21 protein-coding genes are annotated in these 24,334 nt (G+C 45.4%); 7 read left to right on the forward strand and 14 right to left on the reverse strand.

The features are described from left to right. Positions 1-92 precede the first annotated feature (92 nt). Positions 93-1,826: an arginine--tRNA ligase gene (gene argS, locus AB4405_RS02440; protein ID WP_372059473.1), complete on the forward strand. Its 1,734-nt coding sequence runs from the start codon at positions 93-95 to the stop codon at positions 1,824-1,826. Between the two features lie 91 nt (positions 1,827-1,917). Beyond that, positions 1,918-2,346, forward strand: coding sequence for an HIT domain-containing protein (locus AB4405_RS02445; protein WP_372059474.1), 429 nt, complete (start codon positions 1,918-1,920; stop codon positions 2,344-2,346). Positions 2,347-2,394: 48 nt separating this feature from the next. Here AB4405_RS02445 and AB4405_RS02450 read toward each other — a convergent pair whose 3' ends face one another. The 4 genes from AB4405_RS02450 to AB4405_RS02465 form a co-directional block, all read right to left on the reverse strand. Beyond that, positions 2,395-2,625, reverse strand: a complete 231-nt coding sequence (locus AB4405_RS02450) for a FeoC-like transcriptional regulator (protein ID WP_102468785.1) — start codon at positions 2,623-2,625, stop codon at positions 2,395-2,397. Then, complete coding sequence (feoB, locus tag AB4405_RS02455; RefSeq protein ID WP_372059475.1) at positions 2,622-4,895, reverse strand: Fe(2+) transporter permease subunit FeoB; 2,274 nt, start codon at positions 4,893-4,895, stop codon at positions 2,622-2,624. The genes AB4405_RS02450 and feoB overlap by 4 nt, the downstream gene beginning before the upstream one ends. Next, the gene (locus AB4405_RS02460) at positions 4,892-5,122 is read right to left on the reverse strand and encodes a FeoA family protein (protein WP_102468787.1); all 231 of its coding nucleotides are present in this window, start codon (positions 5,120-5,122) and stop codon (positions 4,892-4,894) included. Before AB4405_RS02460 ends, feoB begins: the two co-directional genes overlap by 4 nt. Before the next feature lie 349 nt (positions 5,123-5,471). Then, on the reverse strand, positions 5,472-5,606 hold the full coding sequence (locus tag AB4405_RS02465; RefSeq protein WP_277869432.1) for a hypothetical protein: 135 nt from the start codon (positions 5,604-5,606) through the stop codon (positions 5,472-5,474). An 83-nt stretch (positions 5,607-5,689) separates the two neighbouring features. On the opposite strand from AB4405_RS02465, the gene AB4405_RS02470 reads away from it, so the two are divergent. From AB4405_RS02470 to AB4405_RS02480, 3 genes are read left to right on the forward strand one after another with little or no spacing between them, the layout of a single operon-like run. Continuing rightward, entirely contained in the window at positions 5,690-6,436 is a 747-nt protein-coding gene (locus tag AB4405_RS02470; RefSeq protein WP_372059500.1) for a 5-oxoprolinase subunit PxpA, read from the forward strand. Further along, on the forward strand, positions 6,426-7,124 hold the full coding sequence (gene pxpB / locus AB4405_RS02475; protein ID WP_372059476.1) for a 5-oxoprolinase subunit PxpB: 699 nt from the start codon (positions 6,426-6,428) through the stop codon (positions 7,122-7,124). Before AB4405_RS02470 ends, pxpB begins: the two co-directional genes overlap by 11 nt. Next, positions 7,109-8,131, forward strand: a complete 1,023-nt coding sequence (locus AB4405_RS02480; protein ID WP_372059477.1) for a biotin-dependent carboxyltransferase family protein — start codon at positions 7,109-7,111, stop codon at positions 8,129-8,131. Before pxpB ends, AB4405_RS02480 begins: the two co-directional genes overlap by 16 nt. On the opposite strand, the gene AB4405_RS02485 is transcribed toward AB4405_RS02480, so the two are convergent. Continuing rightward, positions 8,126-11,545, reverse strand: a complete 3,420-nt coding sequence (locus AB4405_RS02485; RefSeq protein ID WP_372059478.1) for a helix-turn-helix domain-containing protein — start codon at positions 11,543-11,545, stop codon at positions 8,126-8,128. The genes AB4405_RS02480 and AB4405_RS02485 overlap by 6 nt on opposite strands. A 220-nt stretch (positions 11,546-11,765) precedes the next feature. Further along, positions 11,766-12,647 (reverse strand): zinc ABC transporter substrate-binding protein ZnuA, encoded by an 882-nt coding sequence (znuA, locus tag AB4405_RS02490; RefSeq protein WP_102468792.1) that lies wholly within the window; start codon positions 12,645-12,647, stop codon positions 11,766-11,768. A gap of 82 nt (positions 12,648-12,729) precedes the next feature. Between znuA and znuC the strand changes: the two genes are divergently transcribed. Continuing rightward, positions 12,730-13,518, forward strand: a complete 789-nt coding sequence (gene znuC / locus AB4405_RS02495; RefSeq protein ID WP_372059479.1) for a zinc ABC transporter ATP-binding protein ZnuC — start codon at positions 12,730-12,732, stop codon at positions 13,516-13,518. After that, positions 13,511-14,296 (forward strand): zinc ABC transporter permease subunit ZnuB, encoded by a 786-nt coding sequence (gene znuB / locus AB4405_RS02500; RefSeq protein ID WP_102468794.1) that lies wholly within the window; start codon positions 13,511-13,513, stop codon positions 14,294-14,296. The genes znuC and znuB overlap by 8 nt, the downstream gene beginning before the upstream one ends. 105 nt (positions 14,297-14,401) lie before the next feature. Here the strand turns inward: znuB and sucD are convergent, their stop codons facing one another. The 8 genes from sucD to sdhC form a co-directional block, all read right to left on the reverse strand. Continuing rightward, the gene (sucD, locus tag AB4405_RS02505) at positions 14,402-15,274 is read right to left on the reverse strand and encodes a succinate--CoA ligase subunit alpha (protein ID WP_102468795.1); all 873 of its coding nucleotides are present in this window, start codon (positions 15,272-15,274) and stop codon (positions 14,402-14,404) included. After that, positions 15,274-16,440, reverse strand: coding sequence for an ADP-forming succinate--CoA ligase subunit beta (gene sucC, locus AB4405_RS02510; RefSeq protein ID WP_372059480.1), 1,167 nt, complete (start codon positions 16,438-16,440; stop codon positions 15,274-15,276). Before sucC ends, sucD begins: the two co-directional genes overlap by 1 nt. 189 nt (positions 16,441-16,629) lie before the next feature. Beyond that, positions 16,630-17,835: a 2-oxoglutarate dehydrogenase complex dihydrolipoyllysine-residue succinyltransferase gene (gene odhB / locus AB4405_RS02515; protein ID WP_372059481.1), complete on the reverse strand. Its 1,206-nt coding sequence runs from the start codon at positions 17,833-17,835 to the stop codon at positions 16,630-16,632. Between the two features lie 21 nt (positions 17,836-17,856). Next, on the reverse strand, positions 17,857-20,676 hold the full coding sequence (sucA, locus tag AB4405_RS02520; RefSeq protein WP_102468798.1) for a 2-oxoglutarate dehydrogenase E1 component: 2,820 nt from the start codon (positions 20,674-20,676) through the stop codon (positions 17,857-17,859). Between the two features lie 124 nt (positions 20,677-20,800). Further along, on the reverse strand, positions 20,801-21,511 hold the full coding sequence (locus AB4405_RS02525; RefSeq protein WP_102468799.1) for a succinate dehydrogenase iron-sulfur subunit: 711 nt from the start codon (positions 21,509-21,511) through the stop codon (positions 20,801-20,803). Positions 21,512-21,526: 15 nt separating this feature from the next. Further along, positions 21,527-23,293 carry a succinate dehydrogenase flavoprotein subunit gene (gene sdhA, locus AB4405_RS02530; RefSeq protein WP_102468800.1) on the reverse strand — a complete coding sequence of 589 codons (1,767 nt, stop codon included), beginning with the start codon at positions 23,291-23,293 and terminating at the stop codon, positions 21,527-21,529. Next, positions 23,294-23,641, reverse strand: a complete 348-nt coding sequence (gene sdhD / locus AB4405_RS02535) for a succinate dehydrogenase, hydrophobic membrane anchor protein (protein WP_102468801.1) — start codon at positions 23,639-23,641, stop codon at positions 23,294-23,296. Further along, positions 23,635-24,027 carry a succinate dehydrogenase cytochrome b556 subunit gene (gene sdhC / locus AB4405_RS02540; RefSeq protein WP_372059483.1) on the reverse strand — a complete coding sequence of 131 codons (393 nt, stop codon included), beginning with the start codon at positions 24,025-24,027 and terminating at the stop codon, positions 23,635-23,637. Before sdhC ends, sdhD begins: the two co-directional genes overlap by 7 nt. Positions 24,028-24,334 lie beyond the last annotated feature (307 nt).

Below are 24,334 nucleotides of genomic sequence, written 5' to 3' on the forward strand. Positions count from 1 at the left end.
AATGTTTGCCCCTAGGTGCAAGACGTTAAAGTTGTTATTATGTGCGCCAAATTACTAGTGAAAACCAATTCCAAGAATTGAAGGAAACGCGTGTGAATATCCAAGCACTGATCAACGACAAAGTATCTCAGGCTCTTGAAGCCGCTGGCGCACCAGCAGGCAGCCCTGCAGCAGTTCGCCAATCTGCGAAACCACAGTTTGGTGACTACCAAGCCAATGGCGTCATGGGCGTTGCTAAGAAGTTGGGCAGTAATCCACGAGAATTCGCTCAAAAAGTCCTAGACGTTTTGGACCTAGATGGCATTGCAAGCAAAACTGAAATCGCAGGCCCTGGTTTCATCAATATTTTCCTTAGTGAAGAATTCCTAGCAAAAAGCGCAGAAGCCGCATTAGCTGACTCTCGCCTTGGCGTAGCGGCTCAAGAACAACAAAATATTGTTGCAGATTACTCGGCACCAAACGTGGCAAAAGAAATGCACGTTGGCCACTTGCGTTCTACCATCATTGGTGACGCGGTTGTTCGTACGCTGGAGTTCTTGGGACACAATGTTATCCGCGCGAACCACATTGGCGACTGGGGCACACAATTTGGCATGCTTATCGCTAACCTTGAGCGTGTGCAAAAAGAGTCAGGCGAAGTTTCTATGGAACTGTCCGATCTTGAAGCCTTCTACCGTGAATCTAAAAAACTTTACGATGAAGACGAAGCGTTTGCAGCCCGCGCTCGTGGCTACGTAGTGAAACTACAAGGCGGCGATGAGTTCTGTGCTCAAATGTGGAAAAAACTGGTCGATGTCACCATGGTTCAAAACCAACTTAACTACGATCGCTTGAATGTATCACTGACTCGTGATGACGTGATGGGTGAGAGCATGTATAACGACATGCTGCCAGGTATTGTCAAAGATCTTCAAGAGCAAGGACTGGCTGTTGAAAGTGACGGCGCTCAAGTGGTCTACCTAAACGAATACAAAAACAAAGACGGCGAGCCTATGGGTGTCATCATCCAAAAGCGTGACGGCGGCTTCCTATACACCACTACTGATATTGCATGTGCGAAATATCGTTATGAGCAGCTAAATGCTGATCGCGTGCTGTACTTCATTGACTCTCGTCAACATCAGCATCTACAACAAGCTTGGACTATTGTTCGTAAAGCTGGTTATGTGCCGGAAAGCACCACGCTTGAGCACCATGCGTTTGGTATGATGCTAGGCAAAGATGGTCGCCCATTTAAGACTCGTGCAGGCGGTACCGTTCGTCTAGCCGACCTACTTGATGAAGCCATCGAGCGTGCTGGCGCACTTATTGAATCAAAAAATCCTGAGCTAGAATCAGCGGAAAAAGCGAACATCGCGAATACTGTTGCCATGGCAGCCGTCAAGTACGCAGATCTATCCAAGCACCGTACTACCGATTATGTGTTTGATTGGGACAACATGTTAGCTTTTGAAGGTAACACGGCCCCATACATGCAATACGCATATACGCGTGTTGCCTCTGTATTTGCAAAAGCTGGCGTTTCTATGGATGAGCTTCAAGGCGACATTCTCATTACTGATGAGAAAGAAAAAGCGTTGGTTGCTAAGCTTATGCAGTTTGAAGAAGCCGTGCAGTCTGTAGCCAAAGAAGGTCAGCCTCATATTATGTGTAGCTACCTGTTTGAACTTGCTGGTCAGTTCTCTAGCTTCTACGAAGCTTGCCCTATTCTTAGTGCAGCAGATGAAACAACAAAACAAAGCCGTTTGAAGTTGGCTGCGCTAACAGCGAAGACCATCAAACAAGGCTTGGATCTACTTGGCATCGAAACATTAGACAGAATGTAACGACCCACTGTACTTCAATGAAGTTATAGTCAAATAAAAGGCGAATTGCGAAAGCAACTCGCCTTTTTTAATTCAGTTTCAGGAGAATACAATGACGTTTTCACTGCACCCTCAACTTGCTCAAGATACCGTTTATCTTGGTGATTTTCCGCTCTGCATTGCATTACTGCACCGAGATGATTCTGTACCTTGGGTGATTTTGGTTCCCAAGCACCCTGACCTTACTGAACTCCATCACTTACCAATGGATCAGCAGCAACAATTTCTAAATGAGTCACAATGTATCAACCTCGCCCTCGAAACCTTATTCTCTCCAGATAAGCTCAACTTTGGTGCATTAGGTAACATGGTGCCACAGCTTCACATCCACCATATTGCTAGATTCCATCACGATATAGCCTGGCCCGGTCCGCTGTGGGGCAGCACCAAAGGACAATATCGAGCCGAGAGTGCTCAAGAAGCACTCGTCGCTCAACTACGAAATGAACTGTCGAAGTGTGCCGAATTTTCAACACGATAATGAGTGTTTACATGGGTAATAAAAAAGGCCTCAACATGAGGCCTTTTTTTACATCTTAACTTGGATAGACAACCCATTGGGTTGGTTGACGTGATATCTCACTCGAAGCAATTGTCCGGCTTTATCACAGTCCTCTGTTCTCGACAGTTTACCTTTCCGTATCCATACCTCAAGCATGGCTTCTACGCCATCTTCACTCAAGGCAAACTCTGCAGCAAGCGCTTGGCGAGTGACGCCAGGGTGATGCTCAATATGCGCTTTCAAGTCAGCTAAGATCATGCCACCTGTGCCTCTAAGCCTTTTTGTTGCTTCTTGCCTTCCGATTTCAACAACTTAAAGACCAACAAACAGAACACTAGGATGCCACAGATCCAAGCAGCACTCGACATTGGGTGCGCACTAAAGTGAGTCACTTGGTAGTATAATGTCGCGCTGCCATAAGCAAGCCCCATGGTCCAAACACCAATAAAGCGTGCATATTTCTGACCAAACTCTCGCACATACGCGCCCATTGCTGCCACACAAGGCGTGTAGAGCAAGATAAAGATAAGGTAAGCAAACGCAGCATTAGCACTCACAAAGTACCCTTTCAGGTTACCAAATATCGATGAATCAACTTCCTGATCTGCGGCCACCGCATTGGTATCGGACAAATCACCGACATCAACACCTAATGGATCAGAATAACTCAACCCTGCCAGATTCTCTGGAATAGACGCCACCGCTTCTTGCAAACTCGCCATCAGGTCAAACTCAGCACCCTCATCATCGCCTGACGTATACAAGCTATTGAGTGTACCAACCACGGCTTCTTTTGCGAAAATGCCCGTGATAATACCGACCGTCGCTGGCCAGTTGTCTTGCTGAACGCCCATCGGAGCAAAAACAGGAGTTACGACTTGCGCCGCTTTTGATAACACAGAATTTTCACTGTCTTCGTTACCAAACGAACCATCCATGCCAACTGAATTAAAGAAGCTAAGAATGGTCACCACCACCACGATAGTCTTACCAGCACCAAGTACGAAGCGCTTCAGTTTTTGCCATGTCTTTATCATGACATTTTGAACGGTTGGTAACTCGTAGTCTGGCATCTCCATGACCAAGCTATCGCTTGAACCAGGGTAAATGGTGTGTTTTAGCACAAGCCCGGTAAATACAGCGGCAACAATACCCAACACATAAAGAGCGAAAACAATGTTTTGCCCACTGTCTGGAAAGAAAGCTGCTGCAAATAATGCATAAACAGGTAAACGAGCACCACACGACATAAACGGAGCCATTGATGCTGCTAACTTACGTTCACGTTCTTGGTCAAGGGTACGAGTCGCCATTATGGAAGGTACATTACAACCAAACCCAAGAACAAGTGGTACAAATGCCTTACCTGGTAGACCGATTTTTTGCATCACTTTATCAAGAACAAAAGCAGCGCGGGCCATGTAGCCAGAACTTTCTAATACCGCAAGGAACAAATAAAGTGCAGCAATGACAGGAACAAAGGTTGCCACCGTTTGAATACCGCCACCCACACCATCGGCGATTAAAGTCACCAACCAAACTGGCAGGTGATCGTCTAATAGGTGATGACCGCCATCAACAAGCAATGCCCCTACGCCAATATCAAAGAAATCAATAAACGCGCTACCGATGTTAATAGAGAACATGAACATCAGGTACATAACAACAAAGAAAAACGGAATCCCAACCCACTTATTAAGGATAAAACCATCCACTTTTTCAGTAAAGCTACGGCTTAATTTGCCTTCACTGCGGCGTAATTTTTTACATTCTTCATGGAGGAATGTGTACTTAACATCGGCAACTTGTAAGTCAATATCTATCCCAGTTTGCATACGAGCCGTTGCAACCGCTTCTTTTTGTTCACTGGTTAAGGTATTCAATACCATGACATCATCTTCAAGTGAACGAATTGCCAACGCTCTCGCATCGACAGACTCACCCGTAAACATTGGCACTAACTTAGCAATGGCATGCTCCATGTCATCGCCATAATTAAGATCGATTTTATCTAAGGTCAAACCTTGGACTAAGATCTTATGCAGTTGCTCCTTTAGCGTTCTCACTTGGTCTTTATCTGTCGCAGAAAGTGTTAGAACTGGGCAGCCTAATGTTTTTTCAAGCGCCTTAATGTCCAGTTTGACGCGTTCACGCTTCAACGCATCCATTTTATTAAGAACAACGATCATTGGTCGACCCAATTCACGAAGTTGAAGCGTCATATATAAACTGCGCTCAAGACTGGTCGCATCAACAACGTTAATAATCAGATCGGCTGGATGTGTAAGAACCGCACGAGATGCTATTGACTCATCGATACTGTTGCCATCATTACCACTATCCAGTGCATATATACCTGGCAGGTCGGTAAGCTGGAACATATCGCCTGCGTGACGGTATTGCCCCGTTTTCTTTTCGACGGTGACACCCGCCCAGTTACCGACTTGTTGCTTAGCGCCGGTAAGCCCATTGAACAAGGTCGTTTTGCCACTGTTTGGGTTACCAACCGTTAAAATGGTGTAGTTCATTTTGCAGACTCCACTTCAATGGATTGCGCTATCGCATTTCGAATAGCCAATGAGACACCACGAACTTCAATCTGAAGAGGATCACCCATCGGAGCTCGGCGAATCACTTTAATCTCTGTATTAGGTAAAATTCCCATTACCATTAGTTTCTTTCGGACGTCAGTCGAGAGCCCCGATAAAGCAGTAATCGTACCACTGCTTCCTACTTGTAATTCAGCCAGCTTCATTTAGTTCACCCAAAGTATGATTGGTAATGAGAAATATTAACATTAGCGGTTATTTTAAAGGCGCAATCTTATGTTCCGCTTTGCGTTAAATCAAGTTTGTGGCAATTGTAACTGAAAGTAACGTCAAAAAAATCACGTTAATTTCGTCAAAAATAGTGACATCCATAGATTAACGGCCTTTCTATAAAATCTAAAAAACTAAAATAACAAACAAAAAAGCCAACAAAATAAACAAGTTACAATGAAAACTTAAAAATGTCGTAATTTTTATGGTAGGTTGCCGTTTTTTTTATAAGGAAATTAAGTGAGAGTCGTTATAGTAAATTTCAACAGAGCAAATCGCGCCTGTTTATGAAATTCCAGAGGTGATGTGGTCATCCACATCACTCCGGCAGCAAGCGAAGGTGTCATTGACACCCGCGGTATGGTCCCCCGACTGTGCCGCGATTTTTTTTTCTTCTTGTCTATTCTTCTCAAAAACCACACGCTCACCTCCCTTCAATTTGTCTATTCGACTAGAATTACCGCATAATGGAATTCATTTATTTTCAGGAAATTAGAGTCATGATGACACTAAATGGCGACGTAGGTGAAAGCTACGGTATATGGTCGCTTGGCCGTGATGAACAACTAATCCCACTATTGGATATGGCCAATATCGCCTGTGGGTTTCACGCCTCCGACCCAGAAACGATGTCTAACACCGTTCGGCTATGCCGCCAGCATAATGTCTCTATTGGCGCTCATCCCGGCTACGATGACAAAGTAGGCTTTGGTCGCAGAAGCATTGATATGTCTGAAAGTGCAATCACCGCGTCGATTATGTACCAAGTCGGCGCATTACAAGGAATCTGTCAGCTGCACTCATGTCAAGTCGACTACATAAAACCTCACGGTGCGATGTACCACGATATGATGGCTTCAACGTCCGTTATGACGGCTATTTTTAAGGCAGCGGCCATACTCAATCTCCCTGTGATGCTTTTAGCAAACAAACAACCTGAGCCACCGATTCATCTCGCTAACGAAATGGGAGTGACGGTCATCTTCGAAGCCTTTGCGGACCGTCGATATACAGAAGGTGGAGAATTAGCACCGCGTACTCAAACTGACGCAGTATTTCACAAGGAAGACGATATTCTTACACAAGCACATTCGATCTTGGAAAATAGCGTGGTGTTTTCAGCAACAGGTCGTGCGCTGAAACTCAGCGCAAGTACATTATGTGTTCATGGCGATAACGCTGCCTCTATTGAAGTCGCCACATCAATAAGAACATTAATTAATCAGTATGGTTTAACCAATGAACCGTAGCCTAACGATTCAACCGGCTTCCGAGTCTAGTCTCATCGTCTATTTTGGTGCTGAGATTGACCCAGAGCTACCCGTACTGATCGCAGAGTATGCACGACAGATTAAGCAACACTATGCACCGTACATTCTAAATTGCATCCCATCTTATACATCGCTCACGATTGAGTACCACCCGCTTAAGCTAGATGACGCAGAACTTCGTCGTTTCATCAGCGCGATAAAACCAATGAGGCAAGACTCAAACCGCTTGCAAAAAACCATCCAGTTACCTATCTACTATGATACCAGCGTGGGTCCCGACCTCATCAACATGGCCGCACAACTCTCGCTTTCAACACATGACATTATCGCTTGCCATCAATCAACAATTTATACCGTTTGTGCAATAGGTTTTGCTCCCGGTTTTGCTTTTCTTGCTGACGTAGATCCTCTTATTCGCATGCCTAGGCTAACAGAGCCAAGAAAATTCGTACCAAAAGGAAGCGTAGGTATTGCTGACCGCCAAACCGCGGTTTATCCCATGTCGACACCCGGTGGTTGGAACATTATCGGTAATTGCCCTGTCTCGCTATATGACGCCGTTTCGCCGCAACATTCGTTATTACAGGTAGGTGACCGCGTTCAATTCCATGCTATTCATCAAGATGAGTTCATCGCACTAGGAGGTGAGTTATGCCCGCATTGGTGATCATTAATCCAGGCCACCTCTGTTTGGTTCAAGATCTCGGGCGATTTAATGTCGGTCAATTTGGTCTAAGTCAAGGAGGGGCTTGCGACTTGCATGCTCATTGCTGGGGACAGAAGGCATTAGGAAATCCCATCACAAATAGCAGTATTGAGATCTTATTTGGACATGCTCAATTTCAGGCAACCGACACTATCACCATGATTCTCACTGGCGCAGACTGCCAAGCGGTGACCACCCCCTCCCTTCAACCGATCTCAAGTTGGCAGCCATTTACCCTCAATAAAGGCGAGTGTTTGACGTTAAAACGTCCCAAAAGTGGATTGCGTACCTACCTTTCTATCCAAGGCGCGTTTGATATCCCCTCACACCTCGGCAGTGTTTCTACCGTGATGAGAAATCAAGTTGGTGGTATCAATAATGGTGAACCACTAAAGAAAGGCGACATACTCGCAATAAAACAAGATACACTATCGCCCATAGCGCCAACGTCAGATTCACCAAGATCTCGCTCACCTATGGCTGGATCTCAAATACCTCGCTCACAAATATCAACGTATCCCGCGTTGCAAAAAATCAAATTGATTCCCAGCTATCAGCACGCTACTTTTTCTGATGCGTTTCGACGTGACTTTTTTCAGCGAACCTTCACCGTTTCACCGCAAACTGATCGCATGGGCATTCGTTTAACCATAGATCAAACCAGCTCACCTTCTTCTACATCGACGTCACCGCAATTAAGCCAGCCGCGGTTAACACCACAGGACATCAGCATGATCTCAGAGGGAATTGTATGCGGTTCCGTTCAAATTACTCATGGCGGCTCACCCATTATTTTATTACAAGATAGGCAAACTCTTGGCGGTTACCGTAAGATTGGGGTGGTTGCATTTCGAGATTTAATGAAGCTAGGACAACTACGTCCCGGCGATCAGCTCATGTTTGAGCGCACGAACCTTGAGGTCGAGCGCGTCAAACAACGCGCTTTTTTCCACGCCTTTTCGCTATGAAGACTCATCGTTATCTAGCAGCACAAACTTAGAGGGTGAGATGCCAAAATAGAGCTTAAAACGCTGTGAAAAATACGAAGGATCATTAAATCCACAAGCAAAGGCAACATCGGCGACCTTGTCTCCTTGCAGTAGCATCTCACATGCTTTTTCCATTCTAACTTCACTTAAGTAGTCAGAAAACGTAACGCCAAACAAAGATTTAAATCGCCTTTGTAAACTACGTTCAGAAATAAACAAGGCCTTGGCGGCATTTGATGTACTGAATTCCGCGTGAGTACATTGCTCTGCCACTAACTGAATCACATTCGTTTTCCAGTCATCATGCTTAGCACTCGTTTTATCATGCGTTGTTGGCGACGTATTTGTTACGGGGCTAGGAGGGACAAATAACGGTTGATTATCAATCGTCGCCACTGAGTTCTCGCTATATAGGTTCCACCGTATAACCACTCGATTCAACTCACCCCTTTCAATAGGAAGCAGTTCCCCCCCCGAATTATGTATATGCATAGGTAAACGACTTGGGCTGAAGTCTAAGACTTTCTCTAAGTCCGTGCTTTCGAATCCCTCCGGCGCTCGGTTTACACTCGGAAACGGCAATCCTGAATCCTCAAATATCACGCTTAGCTTAGTTCGATCCACATCGACAATAATGTCCATGACTTGCCCCCTGACTAGGCGCTTCAATGCACTTGCCAAAACAGAATTGAAAATAATATCTAGGTTGCAATCGTCTAAAATAACCTTACTTTGAGATGGTAAAACACCCAAATTAATTCGCACACCATGACTATCAAACTCTTGTTGCCAAGCCTTAACGGAAAAATAAATAAACGCACTCACAGAACATACTGGCGAACGTTGACTGTCTTTATTAAAAACCGCTTCGAGGTTATTAAATGGTTCATCGTGATGCTTATTATCCCGATGCATTTTTTCTTGATATTCTCGATACCAAACATTCTGTTTTGATGCATCCATTGCCGCTTTCACTAAGTCACGTACGACCTCTTGCCTGACGTGAAAAACTTTACGTAGTTGCTGATTACTCCGAATAAGCACTCGGCTTTGATGCTGCAATTGCTCTGTTTTAAGCGATACCTGAGTCTTTAACATCTTATTAATTGCGGTAACACGTCGCGAACGCCATAGAACACCCCAGATAATCACCACCAGCAACATCACCACACTAAACGCATAGAAGCGAATAGACTTATACCATGGGGTTAGCACCACAAATTGAAATGATTTTAGGCGACGCGTGCTCTCATCACCACGCACGCGAACGGATAGTTGATGAATCCCTTCAGCAGGTTTATCCAAGCTCAACTCAAGCCCTTGGATAGGTGTCCAGTCTTCATCACCATCAAAACGGTATTCAACGGTTTGTCCCGAAGAAAATGGCCAAACGCCGAATCTAGCACTTATCGATTCACCATATGGAATACGCAGCACTTCTGATGGCTTCATTCCAATCGACACGGGTTGGTTATCAACGCGAAGTTCTGTTATCAATACGGTTTGAGTGGGGTATGGCGCGCTCAACACCTCATCAGAGGTAAATTCGACAATGCCATATCGAGAACCTACAGCAACCGCATCAGTGTCTTGGTTATACGCACAACTACCATCAATAAATTCATTGTTTATTACACCATAGGGCTCTGAGAGCTCACGCAACAAGGCACCCGTATGTAAATGTGCACTTACGCCTCTCGATGTGATAAGCCATATTGCCTCTTTACTTTGAGTGACACATACCGGTCTAATATTATTTTGTGGCAAGGCTATTGGCGTCAATACTTGGTTCAGCAGGTGATAATTGAATACACCGTAGCTACTCACCGCCCAAAGTCCCTCTCGGGTATCCGTCATTTCAATCACACGTCCAAAGGACTCACTGTCATTGACATAGTGGCTCTTATCCTTATCTATCAGATACAATCCATGATCCGTACCAACCGCTAACTTTTTGTTTGTTAGTGCTTTCAGCGACGTAATTTTAGCTGGCAGGTGTTTTTTCAGTATCCATTCTTGACCGAAATCTCGTAGTGTATGGTTGGATAGATCAATCGCTAATACGCGCAATCCACTGCTCACCCAGAGAGTATCATCATCGTTATCAAAGCCACGAAAAGACAGATGATCGATCTCTGCTGGCAATGTAGGAAACTCATCCATTAACGACGCTACCCGATAGCGACCTAAATCTAACGATAACAGTCCTCTCTCGGTTGCCAGCCAAAGGGTCTTACCCCGCTGTGCAACAGAAGAGACCTGCCCCCAAAATACCAACGTTGATAATCCATCATTATTGATGGAATACAGGCCATTATTGGTCACAACCCAGTATCCACCGAGTGGGTTGTCGAACATATCTAATTTCGTATCAACCCTTCGTAAATCCTCTTGATGTGTCACTGAAAACCGACGAAATAACGCATCATACTCAGAAAAATAACGCACTCCGCTGTTGGTCGCTATCCACATACCCTGCGTGCCATCTCGAGCTAAAGAGTAAATTTTTTCCCCCATCAGACCATATTCATCATTAGGGTTTACCTCGACTTTTCTGGCTTGCTTGGTTCGCTTATCAACAAGGTAGAGTCCGTGCTCTGTTCCTAACCAAATGTATTGTTCTGATTCGTCGATGGTCAACACATGCGAACGCGCTAAACCAAAATACTGGGACTGTGAGGAACTCAAAGAGTAGATTTCTGCACCGGTGGTGTAGCCAACAATGAGTTGGTTTAAGTCGGTAGAATAATAAAGCGTCGTGGCCAACGCGCTTGTGGACAGTTTAACTCGGCTCAGAACATGGTTATCCCAAGCAAAGACGCCAACGGATGTTGCGAAGTACCATGTGTTGTGCACCAATATGGCATCCGATACGTCTATCGTTAAACCTGAATGAAAAGGCTCAAATTTCTGCAGCGATACCTCTGTCACTCGTTTATCCCCCATTGAATAGAGATAAATATTCACCTCATCGACAAACCAGAGATAATCTTTTGATGCGCCAACTTTACTTATCGTATTAATCAAGTCCACATCATAAACATGCCGTTCATTGCCAGTCGGAACCTGTGCGTACACGCTATGATTACGGTAATACCAGAACTGCCCATGCGAAAAGGTAGATGATGAGGCCTCAAATGGGGGATTCTTTACCGCAACAAAACGGCTACCATCGAAAAAGCGTAATTGGTCATGAACGTCAAATGACCACAAGCCCCCCTGCTGACCCATATTGAGTTTTTTAGCGGGTAAATACTGCCCTTGTGATTGCATTTGAAGTGGATAAAAAATAGGGGGAAATTCGGATGCAATAGCCTTAGAGGCGATCATGACCGATAATACAAGCATGCCCTGCAGTAGGCCTGAATAGGTTATTGTAAGCCTTCTATACAAATACGCTCTCAACAATCTGCCCATGACTCGAGTAAGAGACATGGGCAGTAAACGTCGTTGGATAGAGGCAATGTCAGTCAAGGTAAACCTGGTTAATTCGCGGCGATAATTATCACCAATTTAATCGATTTGACCTTTTTATTAAAGCGTTCTTCTAAAAATCATCGGTTAATCTGTTTATTGGATCACACCCATGCTAGTTAAAGCTCACTCGCTCACTTTATTCTTGCAACAAACAATCAGAGTAACTCATTGAAATCGATTCAAGGAAAGTGAAATAACTGCCTTTTTCAATAGCAATATCGGTGCCTAAAGGATCGAGTCTACCGATGTGAGTACCCGTACCGCGGGTAACGGTTTCAATAACAGCCGGTGTATACTGGGGCTCAGCAAACACACATTTTACCTGTTCACTTTTTAATGTGCTTTTAATATTAATCAGTGTCTTAGCGCCCGGCTTGCGCTCTGGACTCACGGTAAAATGACCAAGATTATTGAGACCAAAGTACGACTCGAAATACCCGTATGCGTCATGAAATACGTAATAGCCTTCTTCTTTGATTGGGGCAAGCGTGTGTTTTATTTTATCTTCGGTCAGGCTAAGATTTCGCTTAAAATCCGCGAGCTTCGCAGCGTACTTTTCCTGGTTATCAGGATCCACTTCAATGAGTTTTTGACTAATTGCCTGCGCGACTATTACCGCTTGCGCGGGTCCCAACCAAACGTGCGGGTCGTAACTACCATGGTGATGACCTTCATGACCATGGTCATCACTACCGAACTCACGCAGTGGCAGCCCGTCAATATCAGTAATTTTTACGACATTGGTATTGCCGTCGAGCGACTTGGCAAGAAAGCTCTCAAGATCAGGTCCAAACCAGACGACCAAATCACTGCTTCGCAATCTTTTTACGTCTGATGGCTTCATTGCATAGTCGTGTGGCGATGCATTGGCATTCAACAATGAAGAGGTTGTTTGGCCATCAAGGATCAACTCATGAGAGATCATTTCAAACGGTTTAATACTGCTTAACACTTCAAAAGCATTGGCTTTCATTGGTATTAATGTCGCTAGCGCAACAGTGGAAATATAACGGTACATGGCGGTCTCTTATCATAGACTGGCTTAAGAATACGTTAAATGTTACATTATAACACTCAGCATTTGCAAATGAGTTCTATTCATGTCCGAATTAATTCGGCTCGATGGTGTTTCTGTCGAGTTCGGTAAGCGTCGTGTGCTCGATAACATCACATTGACGATCAATAAGGGTCAGATCCTTACACTAATTGGTCCTAACGGTGCCGGAAAGTCTACGCTTGTCAAAGTCGTATTAGGTCTGCAAAAACGCTATATAGGAAGCGTGGTTCGAGCTAAAAAGCTCCGTATTGGCTACGTGCCACAAAAGCTAAAGCTCAATGAAACCCTGCCACTAGATGTCAGTCGATTCTTAGCACTTGCCGGAAAATACAGCGCGCAAGAACGACTTGATGCTTTAAAACTCGTAGGCGCAGAGCACCTTATCACGAGTAATATGCATCAGCTCTCTGGTGGTGAAAATCAACGTGTTTTACTTGCTAGAGCTCTGCTGCAAAGGCCTGATGTACTGGTCTTGGATGAACCCGCTCAAGGCGTAGATGTGCAAGGTCAGATTGATTTGTATGAATTAATTGATACTATTCGTCACCGCTTCGGCTGCGCGGTTTTTATGGTCTCCCATGATTTGCACTTAGTCATGGCAAAAACGGATGATGTGATCTGTCTTCATCACCACATCTGTTGTCAGGGTAGCCCACAAACTATTACGCAACATCCGTCCTATATTGCATTGTTTGGCAGTGCCACCAAGGAAACCTTGGCATTTTATCAACACCAGCACAGTCACCATCATCATGATTTATCGGGTGACGCTGTATCGGGTGATGCTGCACAATGTGGACATCATAAACACGGGCATTCGCATCATGATTGAGTTTCTACTTCCTTCGATTCTTGCAGGCCTTGGTATTGCCTTGATTGCAGGGCCACTTGGCTCTTTTGTAGTCTGGCGAAAAATGGCTTATTTTGGCGATACACTGGCGCACGCTTCGTTGATGGGGCTAGCTCTGGGTTTTCTGTTCAACATTAACCTCTATTTAGCACTCATTATTTGCTGTATGGCATTGGCTGTTATTTTAGTGACCCTGCAAAAGCAGCAACTTGTCGCCACTGATACGCTTCTTGGTATTTTGGCACACAGCGCGCTATCCCTCGGGTTGGTTGCCGTTAGCTTCTTAGACAATATCCGCGTTGATTTAATGAGCTACTTATTTGGTGATTTGCTTGCCGTATCCCCAACGGATCTCGTTTACATCTATTGTGGGGTACTCGTTATTGGTGGGTTGTTGTTTGTCTTTTGGCGTCCGTTGCTTTCTACGACCGTGAGTGAAGACCTTGCTGCTGTTGAGGGCGTCAATGTCGACCTTATGCGCTTACTGATCATGCTCATGGTAGGGCTTGTGATAGCCATTGGGATGAAATTTGTCGGTGCGCTCATCATGACGTCCCTGCTCATTATTCCAGCAGCGACCGCACGTAAATTTACCCGCACACCTGAGCGAATGGCCTTTACAGCCTCGATTATCGGGATGATTGCCGTATTATGTGGACTCAGCTTGTCTTGGCTTTATGACACGCCAGCAGGGCCATCGGTCGTCATAAGCGCTGCCGCATTTTTCTTGATGGCTCAGCTTGTTCCTTCCAGAGATTAGATCCTGGCTACTTACTCGCGAGTTTTGAGTAGGTTAAAAAAAATGATGACCATAAAAAATGGCTCCCTAGGGAGCCATTTTATGCATTCTACAACTGACTAACGCCTACCAGCCAGTGACTTCACGAAGTGCTTTACCGATATCAGCAAGGCTTTTCACTGTTTTGACGCCAGCTTCTTCAAGTGCTGCAAACTTATCTTCAGCCGTACCTTTACCACCAGAGATAATTGCGCCAGCATGGCCCATACGCTTACCAGGAGGAGCAGTAACACCTGCGATGTAAGAAACGACTGGCTTAGTGACATTAGCTTTAATGTACGCTGCCGCTTCTTCTTCCGCTGTACCGCCGATCTCACCAATCATTACGATGGCTTCTGTCTCAGGATCTTCTTGGAAAAGCTTAAGAATATCGATGAAGTTTGAACCTGGGATCGGGTCACCACCAATACCAACACAAGTCGACTGACCGAAACCTTCGTCGGTAGTTTGCTTAACGGCTTCATAAGTCAGCGTACCTGAGCGAGAAACGATGCCCACTTTACCTTTCTTATGAATATGACCAGGCATAATGCCAATCTTACATTCATCAGGCGTAATCACACCTGGACAGTTAGGTCCAATCATCACAACTCCCGCTTCATCTAGACGGACTTTAACGTCAAGAAGATCAAGCGTAGGAATGCCTTCAGTGATAGTGACGATGAGCTTTATGCCAGCATCAATCGCTTCAAGAATCGCGTCTTTACAAAACGGTGCTGGTACATAGATAACTGACGCAGTAGCGCCTGTTGCTTCTACTGCCTGACGAACGGTATTGAACACCGGAAGACCAAGATGTGTTTGACCGCCTTTACCCGGAGAAACACCACCAACCATTTGTGTTCCGTAGTCAATCGCTTGCTCTGAGTGGAATGTACCTTGACCACCAGTGAAGCCCTGACAAATAACTTTCGTATCTTTATTAATTAGTACAGACATTATTTGCCCTCCGCTGCAGCAACAACTTTTTCCGCAGCTTCAGTTAGAGAAGTCGCAGCAATGATATTTAGACCACTTTCCGCAAGTTTTTGCGAACCTAACGGCGCGTTGTTACCTTCAAGGCGAACAACAACTGGCACTTCCACACCGACTTCTTCAACCGCACCGATGATGCCGTCAGCAATAAGATCACAACGTACAATACCGCCAAAGATGTTCACAAGAACCGCTTTAACATTGGTGTCGGATAAGATGATTTTAAAGGCTTCCGTTACACGTTCTTTCGTCGCGCCGCCCCCTACATCAAGGAAGTTAGCAGGTTGACCGCCGTGCAGGTTAACGATGTCCATTGTGCCCATCGCTAGGCCAGCACCGTTAACCATACAGCCAATGCTGCCATCTAGTGCTACGTAGTTAAGTTCCCACTGTGCCGCATGTGCTTCGCGCTCATCTTCTTGTGATGGATCGTGCATCTCACGCAGTTTAGGTTGACGGTACATCGCATTTGAATCGATGTTGATTTTTCCGTCAAGGCAAAGAAGGTTACCTTCTGCCGTCACAACCAGTGGGTTAATTTCTAATAGGGCTAAATCATACTGAGCAAACATGTTGCCAAGACCTAGGAAGATCTTAACGAACTGTTTGATTTGATCACCAACGAGGCCAAGCTTGAATGCAAGCTCTCGCCCTTGGTAAGCCTGAGGACCAACTAATGGGTCAATGGCCGCTTGATGAATGAGCTCTGGGGTTTCTTCTGCAATTTTCTCAATATCTACGCCACCTTCCGTCGAAGCCATAAAGACAATTCGACGAGTCGCGCGATCAACAACTGCGCCTAGGTACAGTTCATTGGCGATATTTGATGCTTCTTCAACCAAGATTTTCGTCACTGGTTGGCCATTTGCATCCGTTTGGAAAGTGACAAGGTTTTTACCAAGCCATTTTTGTGCAAACGCTTTAACGCCTTCTTTCGTATCATGCAACTCAACGCCACCCGCTTTACCGCGACCACCAGCGTGTACCTGACACTTCACTACTTTTTTATCTGTGCTAATACGACCAGCCGCTTCAAAAGCTTCCTGAGCCGTATCACATGCGAAACCTTCTGGTACAGGCAAACCGAATTCTGCAAACAGCTGTTTGGCTTGATATTCATGCAAATTCATTTCGTTATTCCATTTGTTTATCCCTAAAGGGATTTATTATTTCCATAAAGCCGATAAGTTGGCCATACGTCTGTAGGAGGTACTTCTACGAATCGCCCATAAAAGGGCTAAATAAGAGCTAGACGCTGAGCCTGCCTAGCCCCTTTTACTTTGGATGTTTAACCACCCAAATGAACAAACAACACGTGACTATACGTCGAGCAATAAGCGTGCTGGATCTTCTAGTAGTTCTTTAATCGTAACCAAGAAACCAACCGACTCACGACCATCAACAAGACGGTGATCGTAAGACAGCGCTAGGTACATCATTGGTAAGATTTCAACCTTGCCATTCACCGCCATTGGTCGGTCTTGGATCTTATGCATACCCAAAATAGCCGCTTGCGGTGGGTTAATAATTGGCGTTGACATTAGAGAACCAAACACACCACCATTAGTAATAGTGAAGTTACCGCCAATCAACTCTTCAACGGTTAGCTTGCCATCACGACCTTTTATCGCCAGGTCTTTAATGCCTTTTTCGATGCCAGCAAACCCGAGCGTGTCACAGTCTTTTAGGACAGGTGTCACCAAACCACGAGGCGTTGATACCGCCATGCTAATATCGAAATAATTGTGATAAACAATTTCATCGCCATCGATTGAAGCGTTCACTTCAGGGTAACGTTTTAGTGCCTCTGTTACGGCTTTCACGTAGAAAGACATAAAGCCCAAACGTGTGCCGTGACGCTCTTCAAACTGGTCTTTATATTGCTTACGCAAGTCCATGATTGGCTTCATGTTTACTTCGTTAAACGTCGTTAGCATGGCAGTGCTGTTTTTCGCTTCAAGCAGTCGCTCTGCAACACGTTTGCGAAGACGCGTCATTGGAACGCGTTTTTGGCTACGAGCCGAGATTGGTGCAGCCACTGCAACATCATCTGCCTGCGGTGCTTTTTTCGCCGAAGCAAGATGCGCGTCAATATCTTCACGAGTGATTCGGCCACCAACTCCAGTGCCTTTCACATCTTCCGCTCTCAAGCTATGCTCCGCCAATAGGCGACGTACCGCTGGGCTCAATGCGTCGTTAGACTCTTCCGTCAATGCCGCTTTATGGCGCTTATCCGGTGAGGCTTGCGTTGCGTCAGTGGTATCTTTTGTCGGCTCTCCGGCAACAGCACCAGGCTTCAAGCGAGCAATGAGTTCTTTTGATAATACGGTTGCGCCTTCTTCTTGAATGATTTCTTCAAGTACACCCGCCTCTGGAGCCGGCACTTCTAGCACAACTTTGTCGGTTTCAATATCTACAATGACTTCATCACGAGCCACGGCTTCGCCTGGTTTCTTATGCCAAGTCGCGACGGTTGCATCAGCGACAGATTCAGGTAAGTCTGGAACCAGAATTTCAATTGTCATATCTGTTTCTTCCTTTTACTTCTAGTTCTTAATCAAGGTCAACGCGTCGTCAATCAACGCTTTCTGTTGTTTCAAGTGTACGGACATATAACCAACCGCCGGTGAGGCAGATGCAGGGCGACCCGCATATTTCAAATCAACACCTACAGGAATCGCTGCACGGAAATTATGTTGACTTGAATACCAAGCACCTTGGTTTTGCGGTTCCTCTTGACACCACACGACATCTTCTAGGTTGGTATATTTCGATATTTTCGATCTCACATCATCCAGTGGGAATGGATAAAGCTGCTCGATACGCACAATTGCGACATCATCTTGCTCGTCACTACGACGTTGCTGCAGAAGGTCGTAGTACACTTTGCCGGAACAGAACACAACGCGTTTTATCTTCTCTGGGTTAAGGTCATCAATCTCACCAATCGCTGGCTCAAATGTGCCATTAGCTAAGTCTTCTAAGCTGGATGTACACAATGGATGGCGAAGTAAAGATTTTGGTGACATGACAATCATAGGTCGACGCATAGGGCGCACGACTTGACGACGAATCATGTGATAAACCTGAGCGGGCGTAGAAGGAATGATTACCTGCATATTTTGCTCTGCGCAAAGCTGTAAGTAACGCTCCAGTCTTGCCGAGGAGTGCTCTGGGCCTTGCCCCTCATAGCCATGAGGAAGCAACATAGTGAGACCACATAATCGTCCCCACTTTTGCTCACCAGATGAGATGAATTGGTCAATAACCACTTGAGCGCCGTTAGCAAAATCACCAAACTGCGCTTCCCAAATAGTTAGGCCGCCAGGCTCTGCTGTTGCATAACCATATTCAAACGCCAATACTGCTTCTTCAGATAATACCGAATCAAAGACTTGGAAAGGTCCTTGTTTATCATGGATATTAGCCAATGGAATATAGGTGCTTGCATCATCTTGGTTGTGAAGAACGGAGTGTCGATGGAAGAACGTACCACGGCCAGAATCTTGACCTGAAATACGAATGCGTTTTCCGTCATCAAGAATCGTGGCGTACGCAAGCGTCTCAGCCATACCCCAATCGATCATTTTCTCGCCGGTCATCATGGCGGCACGATCGTTGTAGAGCTTGTTCACTCGGCTTTGTAGTTTATGGCTATCTGGGTATTGCCCCAATCGCTCACCGAGTTCAACTACACGCTTCATGCCTACCGCGCTGTCCCAGTCCATATCCCAGTCATGCCCGAGGTAAGGGGACCAGTCAACCGAATGAAGAGCCATCGGACGCCATTCTTTTACGACCACTTCACCACGGTCTAGCGCATCACGATATTCATTGACCATTTGGGTCGCCGTTTCGATATCGCTTTCATTACGCTCGATCAATACGTCGGCATACAGCTTACGGGGTGTTGGGTGTTTTTTGATTTTCTGGTACATCAAAGGCTGTGTAGCATTCGGCTCATCAGCTTCGTTGTGACCATGACGGCGATAACAAACCAGATCAACAATCACGTCTTTACGGAACGTATTTCGATAATCCAGTGCTATTTGTGTCACAAAGGCGACCGCTTCAGGGTCATCAGAATTCACGTGGAAAATTGGAGCCTGTACCATCTTGGCAATGTCAGTACAGTACATGGTGGAACGCATGTCATGAGGATTAGACGTGGTAAAGCCCACTTGGTTATTAACCACAATCCTAACCGTACCACCCACTCTAAACCCACGAGCTTGAGACATATTAAAGGTTTCAGCAACCACGCCTTGACCAGCAATGGCTGAATCACCGTGTATTGTAATAGGCAAGACTTTACTGCCATCTTTATCACCTAACCGATCTTGGCGAGCTCTTACTGAGCCAATAACAACAGGGTTCACAATCTCTAGGTGAGATGGGTTGAATGCTAATGCTAAATGCACATCCCCACCTGGTGTTGCGAAATCTGCTGAGAAACCTTGGTGATATTTAACATCACCCGTGCCCCAAGTTTCATCGTGCTTCTTACCTGCAAACTCATCAAACAAGTCTTGCGGCTTTTTACCCAACACGTTAACAAGCATGTTAAGACGACCACGGTGAGCCATCCCAATAACCACTTCTCGAATACCTTGTGTGCCAGCATGACGAATTAATTCCTTCGTCATCGGTACCAATGCGTCACCGCCTTCTAAGGAGAAACGTTTTGCACCTGGAAATTTCGCGCCTAAATAGCGCTCAAGACCTTCCGCTGCCGTTAACTCTTCGAGGAAAGCGTGTTTCTTGTCAGTATCAAAGGAGGGTTGACCCACAACAGACTCTAAACGTTGTTGAATCCAACGTTTTTGCTCCGTGTTTGTCATGTGCATGTATTCAGCGCCTACAGAACCACAGTAGGTTTTCTGCAGGGCTTTGTGGAGGTCTCTTAATGTCATGTTTTCTTGGCCAATGGCAAAAGAACCAACATTAAAAGTTTCGTCTAAATCATCATCCGTGAGGGAGTGGAATGCAGGATCAAGCTCTGCAACGGGGGGACGTTTCCACAACCCTAATGGGTCAAGATCTGCTGCTTGATGACCGCGAAAGCGGTATGCGTTGATAAGCTGTAGTACTTTTACTTGCTTAGCATCGACTTCAGGATCACTTACTTGCGCACTTGAATGCTTTGTTTCTTTAGCGAGTCGTCGGAAGTAATCACGGACACGTGAATGCGGTTGTTCCACCACATCATCAGGCTGCATAGGCAGCTCATCAAAAACACGTTTCCACTCTTCACTTACCTGTTCAGGATCACTTAGATACAGTTCGTAGAGGTCTTCTACATAGGTTGCATTGGCGCCAGCCAAGTGTGAAGACTCGAGCCATGCCTTCATCACGCCGTTGTGCATATTTTCCCTTACCAGTAGTAGTTTTCATGGTTGCTGCGGTCTACGCCGAGCAATCGAAAGTCGATTCTCACAGAGCCGTTCTGCTCGAATCGACAATTTTATTTCGCTAAAACACCATCGACGATTAAATCGAGCGGTTCACCAACATCGATTTAATATGACCAATCGCTTTTGTTGGGTTCAATCCTTTAGGACATACACTGACACAGTTCATGATACCGTGACAACGAAATACGCTAAACGCATCGTCCAATTCTGACAAACGTTCTTCTGTTGCCGTATCGCGGCTATCGATAAGCCAACGGTAAGCAGCAAGCAAACCAGCAGGACCGATAAACTTATCTGGATTCCACCAGAAAGACGGGCAAGATGTTGTACAACAAGCACACATTATGCACTCATATAAGCCATCTAAATGTGCTCGTTCTTCAGGAGATTGTAAATTCTCTCTCGAAGGAGGTAAATTACCATCAGAAACAAGAAATGGCTTAACTTTCGAGTAGTTATCATAAAACTGAGTCATGTCGACAATCAAGTCTCGAACGACAGGTAATCCAGGTAAAGGACGAATAATTATCTTATCGCCCCCTAACGCTGACAACGGCGTGATACATGCTAAGCCATTTTTACCATTCATGTTGAGACCGTCAGAACCACAAACACCCTCGCGACACGAGCGTCTAAATGAAATACTTGGATCTTGCTCTTTAAGCAAAATTAACGCATCCAAAAGCATCATGTCAGAGCCTTCATCCACCTCAAGGGTGTAATCTTTCATGTAGGGCTTTTGATCAACATCAGGGTTGTAACGATACAAAGAGAAATTCAGTTGCATAATTTGGTCCTCCTCTTAGTACGTACGTGCTTTTGGTGGAAAAGCGTCACGATGTACTGGTTCCATATTTACGCCACGCTTAGACATAGCTTCCGTCTCAGGATTGTAAATTGAGTGACATAGCCATTGCTCATCATCACGATCCGGGAAATCGAATCGGGCGTGCGCCCCGCGACTTTCTGTACGGAAGTTTGCTGCCACAGCGGTTGCAAAAGCCGTTTCCATCAAGTTCTCAAGCTCTAAACATTCGATACGTTGAGTGTTGAACTCTGTAGATTTATCAGAAAGATACGCGTTATTCAAACGTTCACGAATGACTTTTAGCTCTTCAAGCCCTTTCGCCATTGCGTCGCCTTCACGGAATACTGAGAAATTATTCTGCATACATTGCTGTAGATCTTTACGAATCTGCGCTGGGTCTTCACCGCCAGTGCTATTTTCCCAACGGTTGTAACGCGCGAGAGAACGTTCGATATCAGCGTCAGTTGCCGGTTTTGCTTCGGCTTGTTTATTCAGTGTTTCACCAAGGTGTAAACCTGTCGCTCGACCAAATACAACTAAATCTAGCAGTGAATTTCCGCCTAAACGGTTTGCGCCATGCACAGAAACTGAAGCAATTTCACCACAAGCAAATAGGCCTTGAATCTCAACATCAGTCCCATCGGCATCTTGTTTAATAGCTTGCCCGGACACCTGCGTTGGTACACCGCCCATCATGTAGTGACAAGTTGGGATCACTGGAATCGGCTCTTTTACTGGATCAACGTGAGCAAACGTACGAGATAATTCACAAACACCTGGTAGGCGAGATTCAAGTGTCTCTTTTCCTAGATGGTCAAGTTTCAGCTTAATATGTGGACCCCAAGGACCATCGCAACCACGACCTTCGCGGATTTCAATCATCATTGAACGTGCCACAACATCACGGCCAGCCAAATCTTTTGCATTCGGTGCATAACGCTCCATGAAACGTTCACCGTCTTTATTAAGTAGATAGCCACCTTCGCCACGACAACCTTCAGTGACCAGCACACCAGCGCCAGCAATGCCCGTTGGGTGGAACTGCCACATCTCAATATCTTGCATTGGGACGCCAGCACGAATTGCCATGCCAACACCATCACCGGTATTGATATGCGCGTTCGTTGTCGAGGCATAGATACGACCAGCGCCGCCTGTTGCCAAAATCGTCGCCTTGGATTTGAAGTAGCACACTTCGCCTGTTTCCATGCAAAGTGCCGTACAGCCCATTACCGCGCCGTCTTCGTTTTTAACAAGGTCAAGCGCGTACCATTCAGAGAAGATGGTCGTTTTGTGTTTAATATTTTGTTGATACAAAGTGTGCAATAAGGCGTGACCAGTACGGTCTGCAGCCGCCGCAGTACGTGCTGCTTGCTCTCCGCCAAAGTTCTTTGATTGTCCGCCAAATGGGCGTTGATAGATTGAACCATCATCAAAGCGAGAGAATGGTAAGCCCATTTTCTCAAGCTCAATCACAGATTCAGGCCCATTTTTACACATATATTCAATCGCATCTTGGTCACCGATGTAATCGGAACCTTTAACCGTATCGTACATATGTTGTTCCCAGTGATCCTCATGCGCATTGCCTAGCGCCACAGTAATACCACCTTGAGCGGACACCGTATGTGAACGAGTTGGGAAAACTTTAGATAAAAGAGCACAGCTTAAGCCTTGCTCTGAAATTTGTAGAGCAGCGCGCATACCCGCACCGCCAGCGCCGATTACAACAGCGTCAAACTCTCGAACTGGAATAGTCACTTACGCACCCCACAGAATAAAGAAACCAGAAAAGAAATAACCAAGAAGTGTGGCAACAATCGCAAGTTGCAGTCCACCACGTAACTTAGTGCATTTGATATAGTCTGTAAGTACTTGCCATAGGCCAATCCATGCATGAATCAGCACTGATGTCAGGGCGAGCATAGTGAAGACTTTCGTAAACGTCCCACCAAAGAATTGCGTCCATGACACATAAGAGATATCGCCAGAAAAGGCACAAAAGCTTACGATGTAAATCGTATAAAGCGTCATAATGATCGCGGTTGCACGAATTAACAAGAAATCGTGAACACCATTACGACCAACTGAAGAAACACTACCTACCATACTAATACTCCCGCCAGCAGAGACAGAATACCTGTCAAGATGAAGGAAACCTTGGCACTTTTTGCTCCAGTATCGAGCTCTTCAAAATAACCAAGATCCATAAGCAAATGACGAATACCACCAACAATGTGGTAAGCCAATGCAGTCAAAATCCCCCACAAGATAAACGTAACGAAGAAACCATCAACGATTTCAGCCGCTTGCGAAAATCCAATAGGTGATGAAAGTGACTTGGATAGTAACCATAGGAGGATTCCAATCGACACAAAAGTAATCACACCCGACACTCGGTGCAGGATGGACGCGATTGCTGTGATTGGCATTTTTATTGTCTGTAAATCTAAATTAACAGGTCTGGGCTTTCTTTCTTTCATGGGCTTGCTCACTCAGCTCCATTGAGCATTTATTGTTATAGATAAATTTTGGCACGTAAGCCTCAAAAATTAACACAAACTTAACAAATTTCCCGTGTTACAAGAGAGATAATTGTAAATGAAATGTTAAAGGACCGCAGTTAAAACCGACCTCACTTCGGTTTGCACCCTAGATTTTATAAGGACTTGGCCAAAATTTTCACCGCAACTATACGGCTGGCAACATTCTAATACAATTACCGTAACAAAATATGCTACACAGCACAGATTTTTAACCATTTTTACTCAAAAAATCATAACAAGTGCACACAAAACCGTA

It is taken from the genome of Vibrio sp. 10N.261.51.F12, from assembly GCF_041471725.1.
Taxonomy (GTDB): Bacteria; Pseudomonadota; Gammaproteobacteria; order Enterobacterales; family Vibrionaceae; genus Vibrio.

What these genes read in the sequence shown, in the direction of transcription:
- znuC (WP_372059479.1), top strand. Translation starts at nt 12,730, where the DNA reads ATGTCCGAATTAATTCGGCTCGATGGTGTTTCTGTCGAGTTCGGTAAG.
- odhB (WP_372059481.1), bottom strand. Translation starts at nt 17,835, where the DNA reads ATGACAATTGAAATTCTGGTTCCAGACTTACCTGAATCTGTCGCTGAT.
- AB4405_RS02525 (WP_102468799.1), bottom strand. Translation starts at nt 21,511, where the DNA reads ATGCAACTGAATTTCTCTTTGTATCGTTACAACCCTGATGTTGATCAA.
- AB4405_RS02460 (WP_102468787.1), bottom strand. Translation starts at nt 5,122, where the DNA reads ATGAAGCTGGCTGAATTACAAGTAGGAAGCAGTGGTACGATTACTGCT.
- sdhD (WP_102468801.1), bottom strand. Translation starts at nt 23,641, where the DNA reads ATGGTAGGTAGTGTTTCTTCAGTTGGTCGTAATGGTGTTCACGATTTC.
- znuB (WP_102468794.1), top strand. Translation starts at nt 13,511, where the DNA reads ATGATTGAGTTTCTACTTCCTTCGATTCTTGCAGGCCTTGGTATTGCC.
- AB4405_RS02470 (WP_372059500.1), top strand. Translation starts at nt 5,690, where the DNA reads ATGACACTAAATGGCGACGTAGGTGAAAGCTACGGTATATGGTCGCTT.
- sucC (WP_372059480.1), bottom strand. Translation starts at nt 16,440, where the DNA reads ATGAATTTGCATGAATATCAAGCCAAACAGCTGTTTGCAGAATTCGGT.
- znuA (WP_102468792.1), bottom strand. Translation starts at nt 12,647, where the DNA reads ATGTACCGTTATATTTCCACTGTTGCGCTAGCGACATTAATACCAATG.
- feoB (WP_372059475.1), bottom strand. Translation starts at nt 4,895, where the DNA reads ATGAACTACACCATTTTAACGGTTGGTAACCCAAACAGTGGCAAAACG.
- pxpB (WP_372059476.1), top strand. Translation starts at nt 6,426, where the DNA reads ATGAACCGTAGCCTAACGATTCAACCGGCTTCCGAGTCTAGTCTCATC.
- AB4405_RS02445 (WP_372059474.1), top strand. Translation starts at nt 1,918, where the DNA reads ATGACGTTTTCACTGCACCCTCAACTTGCTCAAGATACCGTTTATCTT.
- sucA (WP_102468798.1), bottom strand. Translation starts at nt 20,676, where the DNA reads ATGCACAACGGCGTGATGAAGGCATGGCTCGAGTCTTCACACTTGGCT.
- AB4405_RS02450 (WP_102468785.1), bottom strand. Translation starts at nt 2,625, where the DNA reads ATGATCTTAGCTGACTTGAAAGCGCATATTGAGCATCACCCTGGCGTC.
- AB4405_RS02480 (WP_372059477.1), top strand. Translation starts at nt 7,109, where the DNA reads ATGCCCGCATTGGTGATCATTAATCCAGGCCACCTCTGTTTGGTTCAA.
- sucD (WP_102468795.1), bottom strand. Translation starts at nt 15,274, where the DNA reads ATGTCTGTACTAATTAATAAAGATACGAAAGTTATTTGTCAGGGCTTC.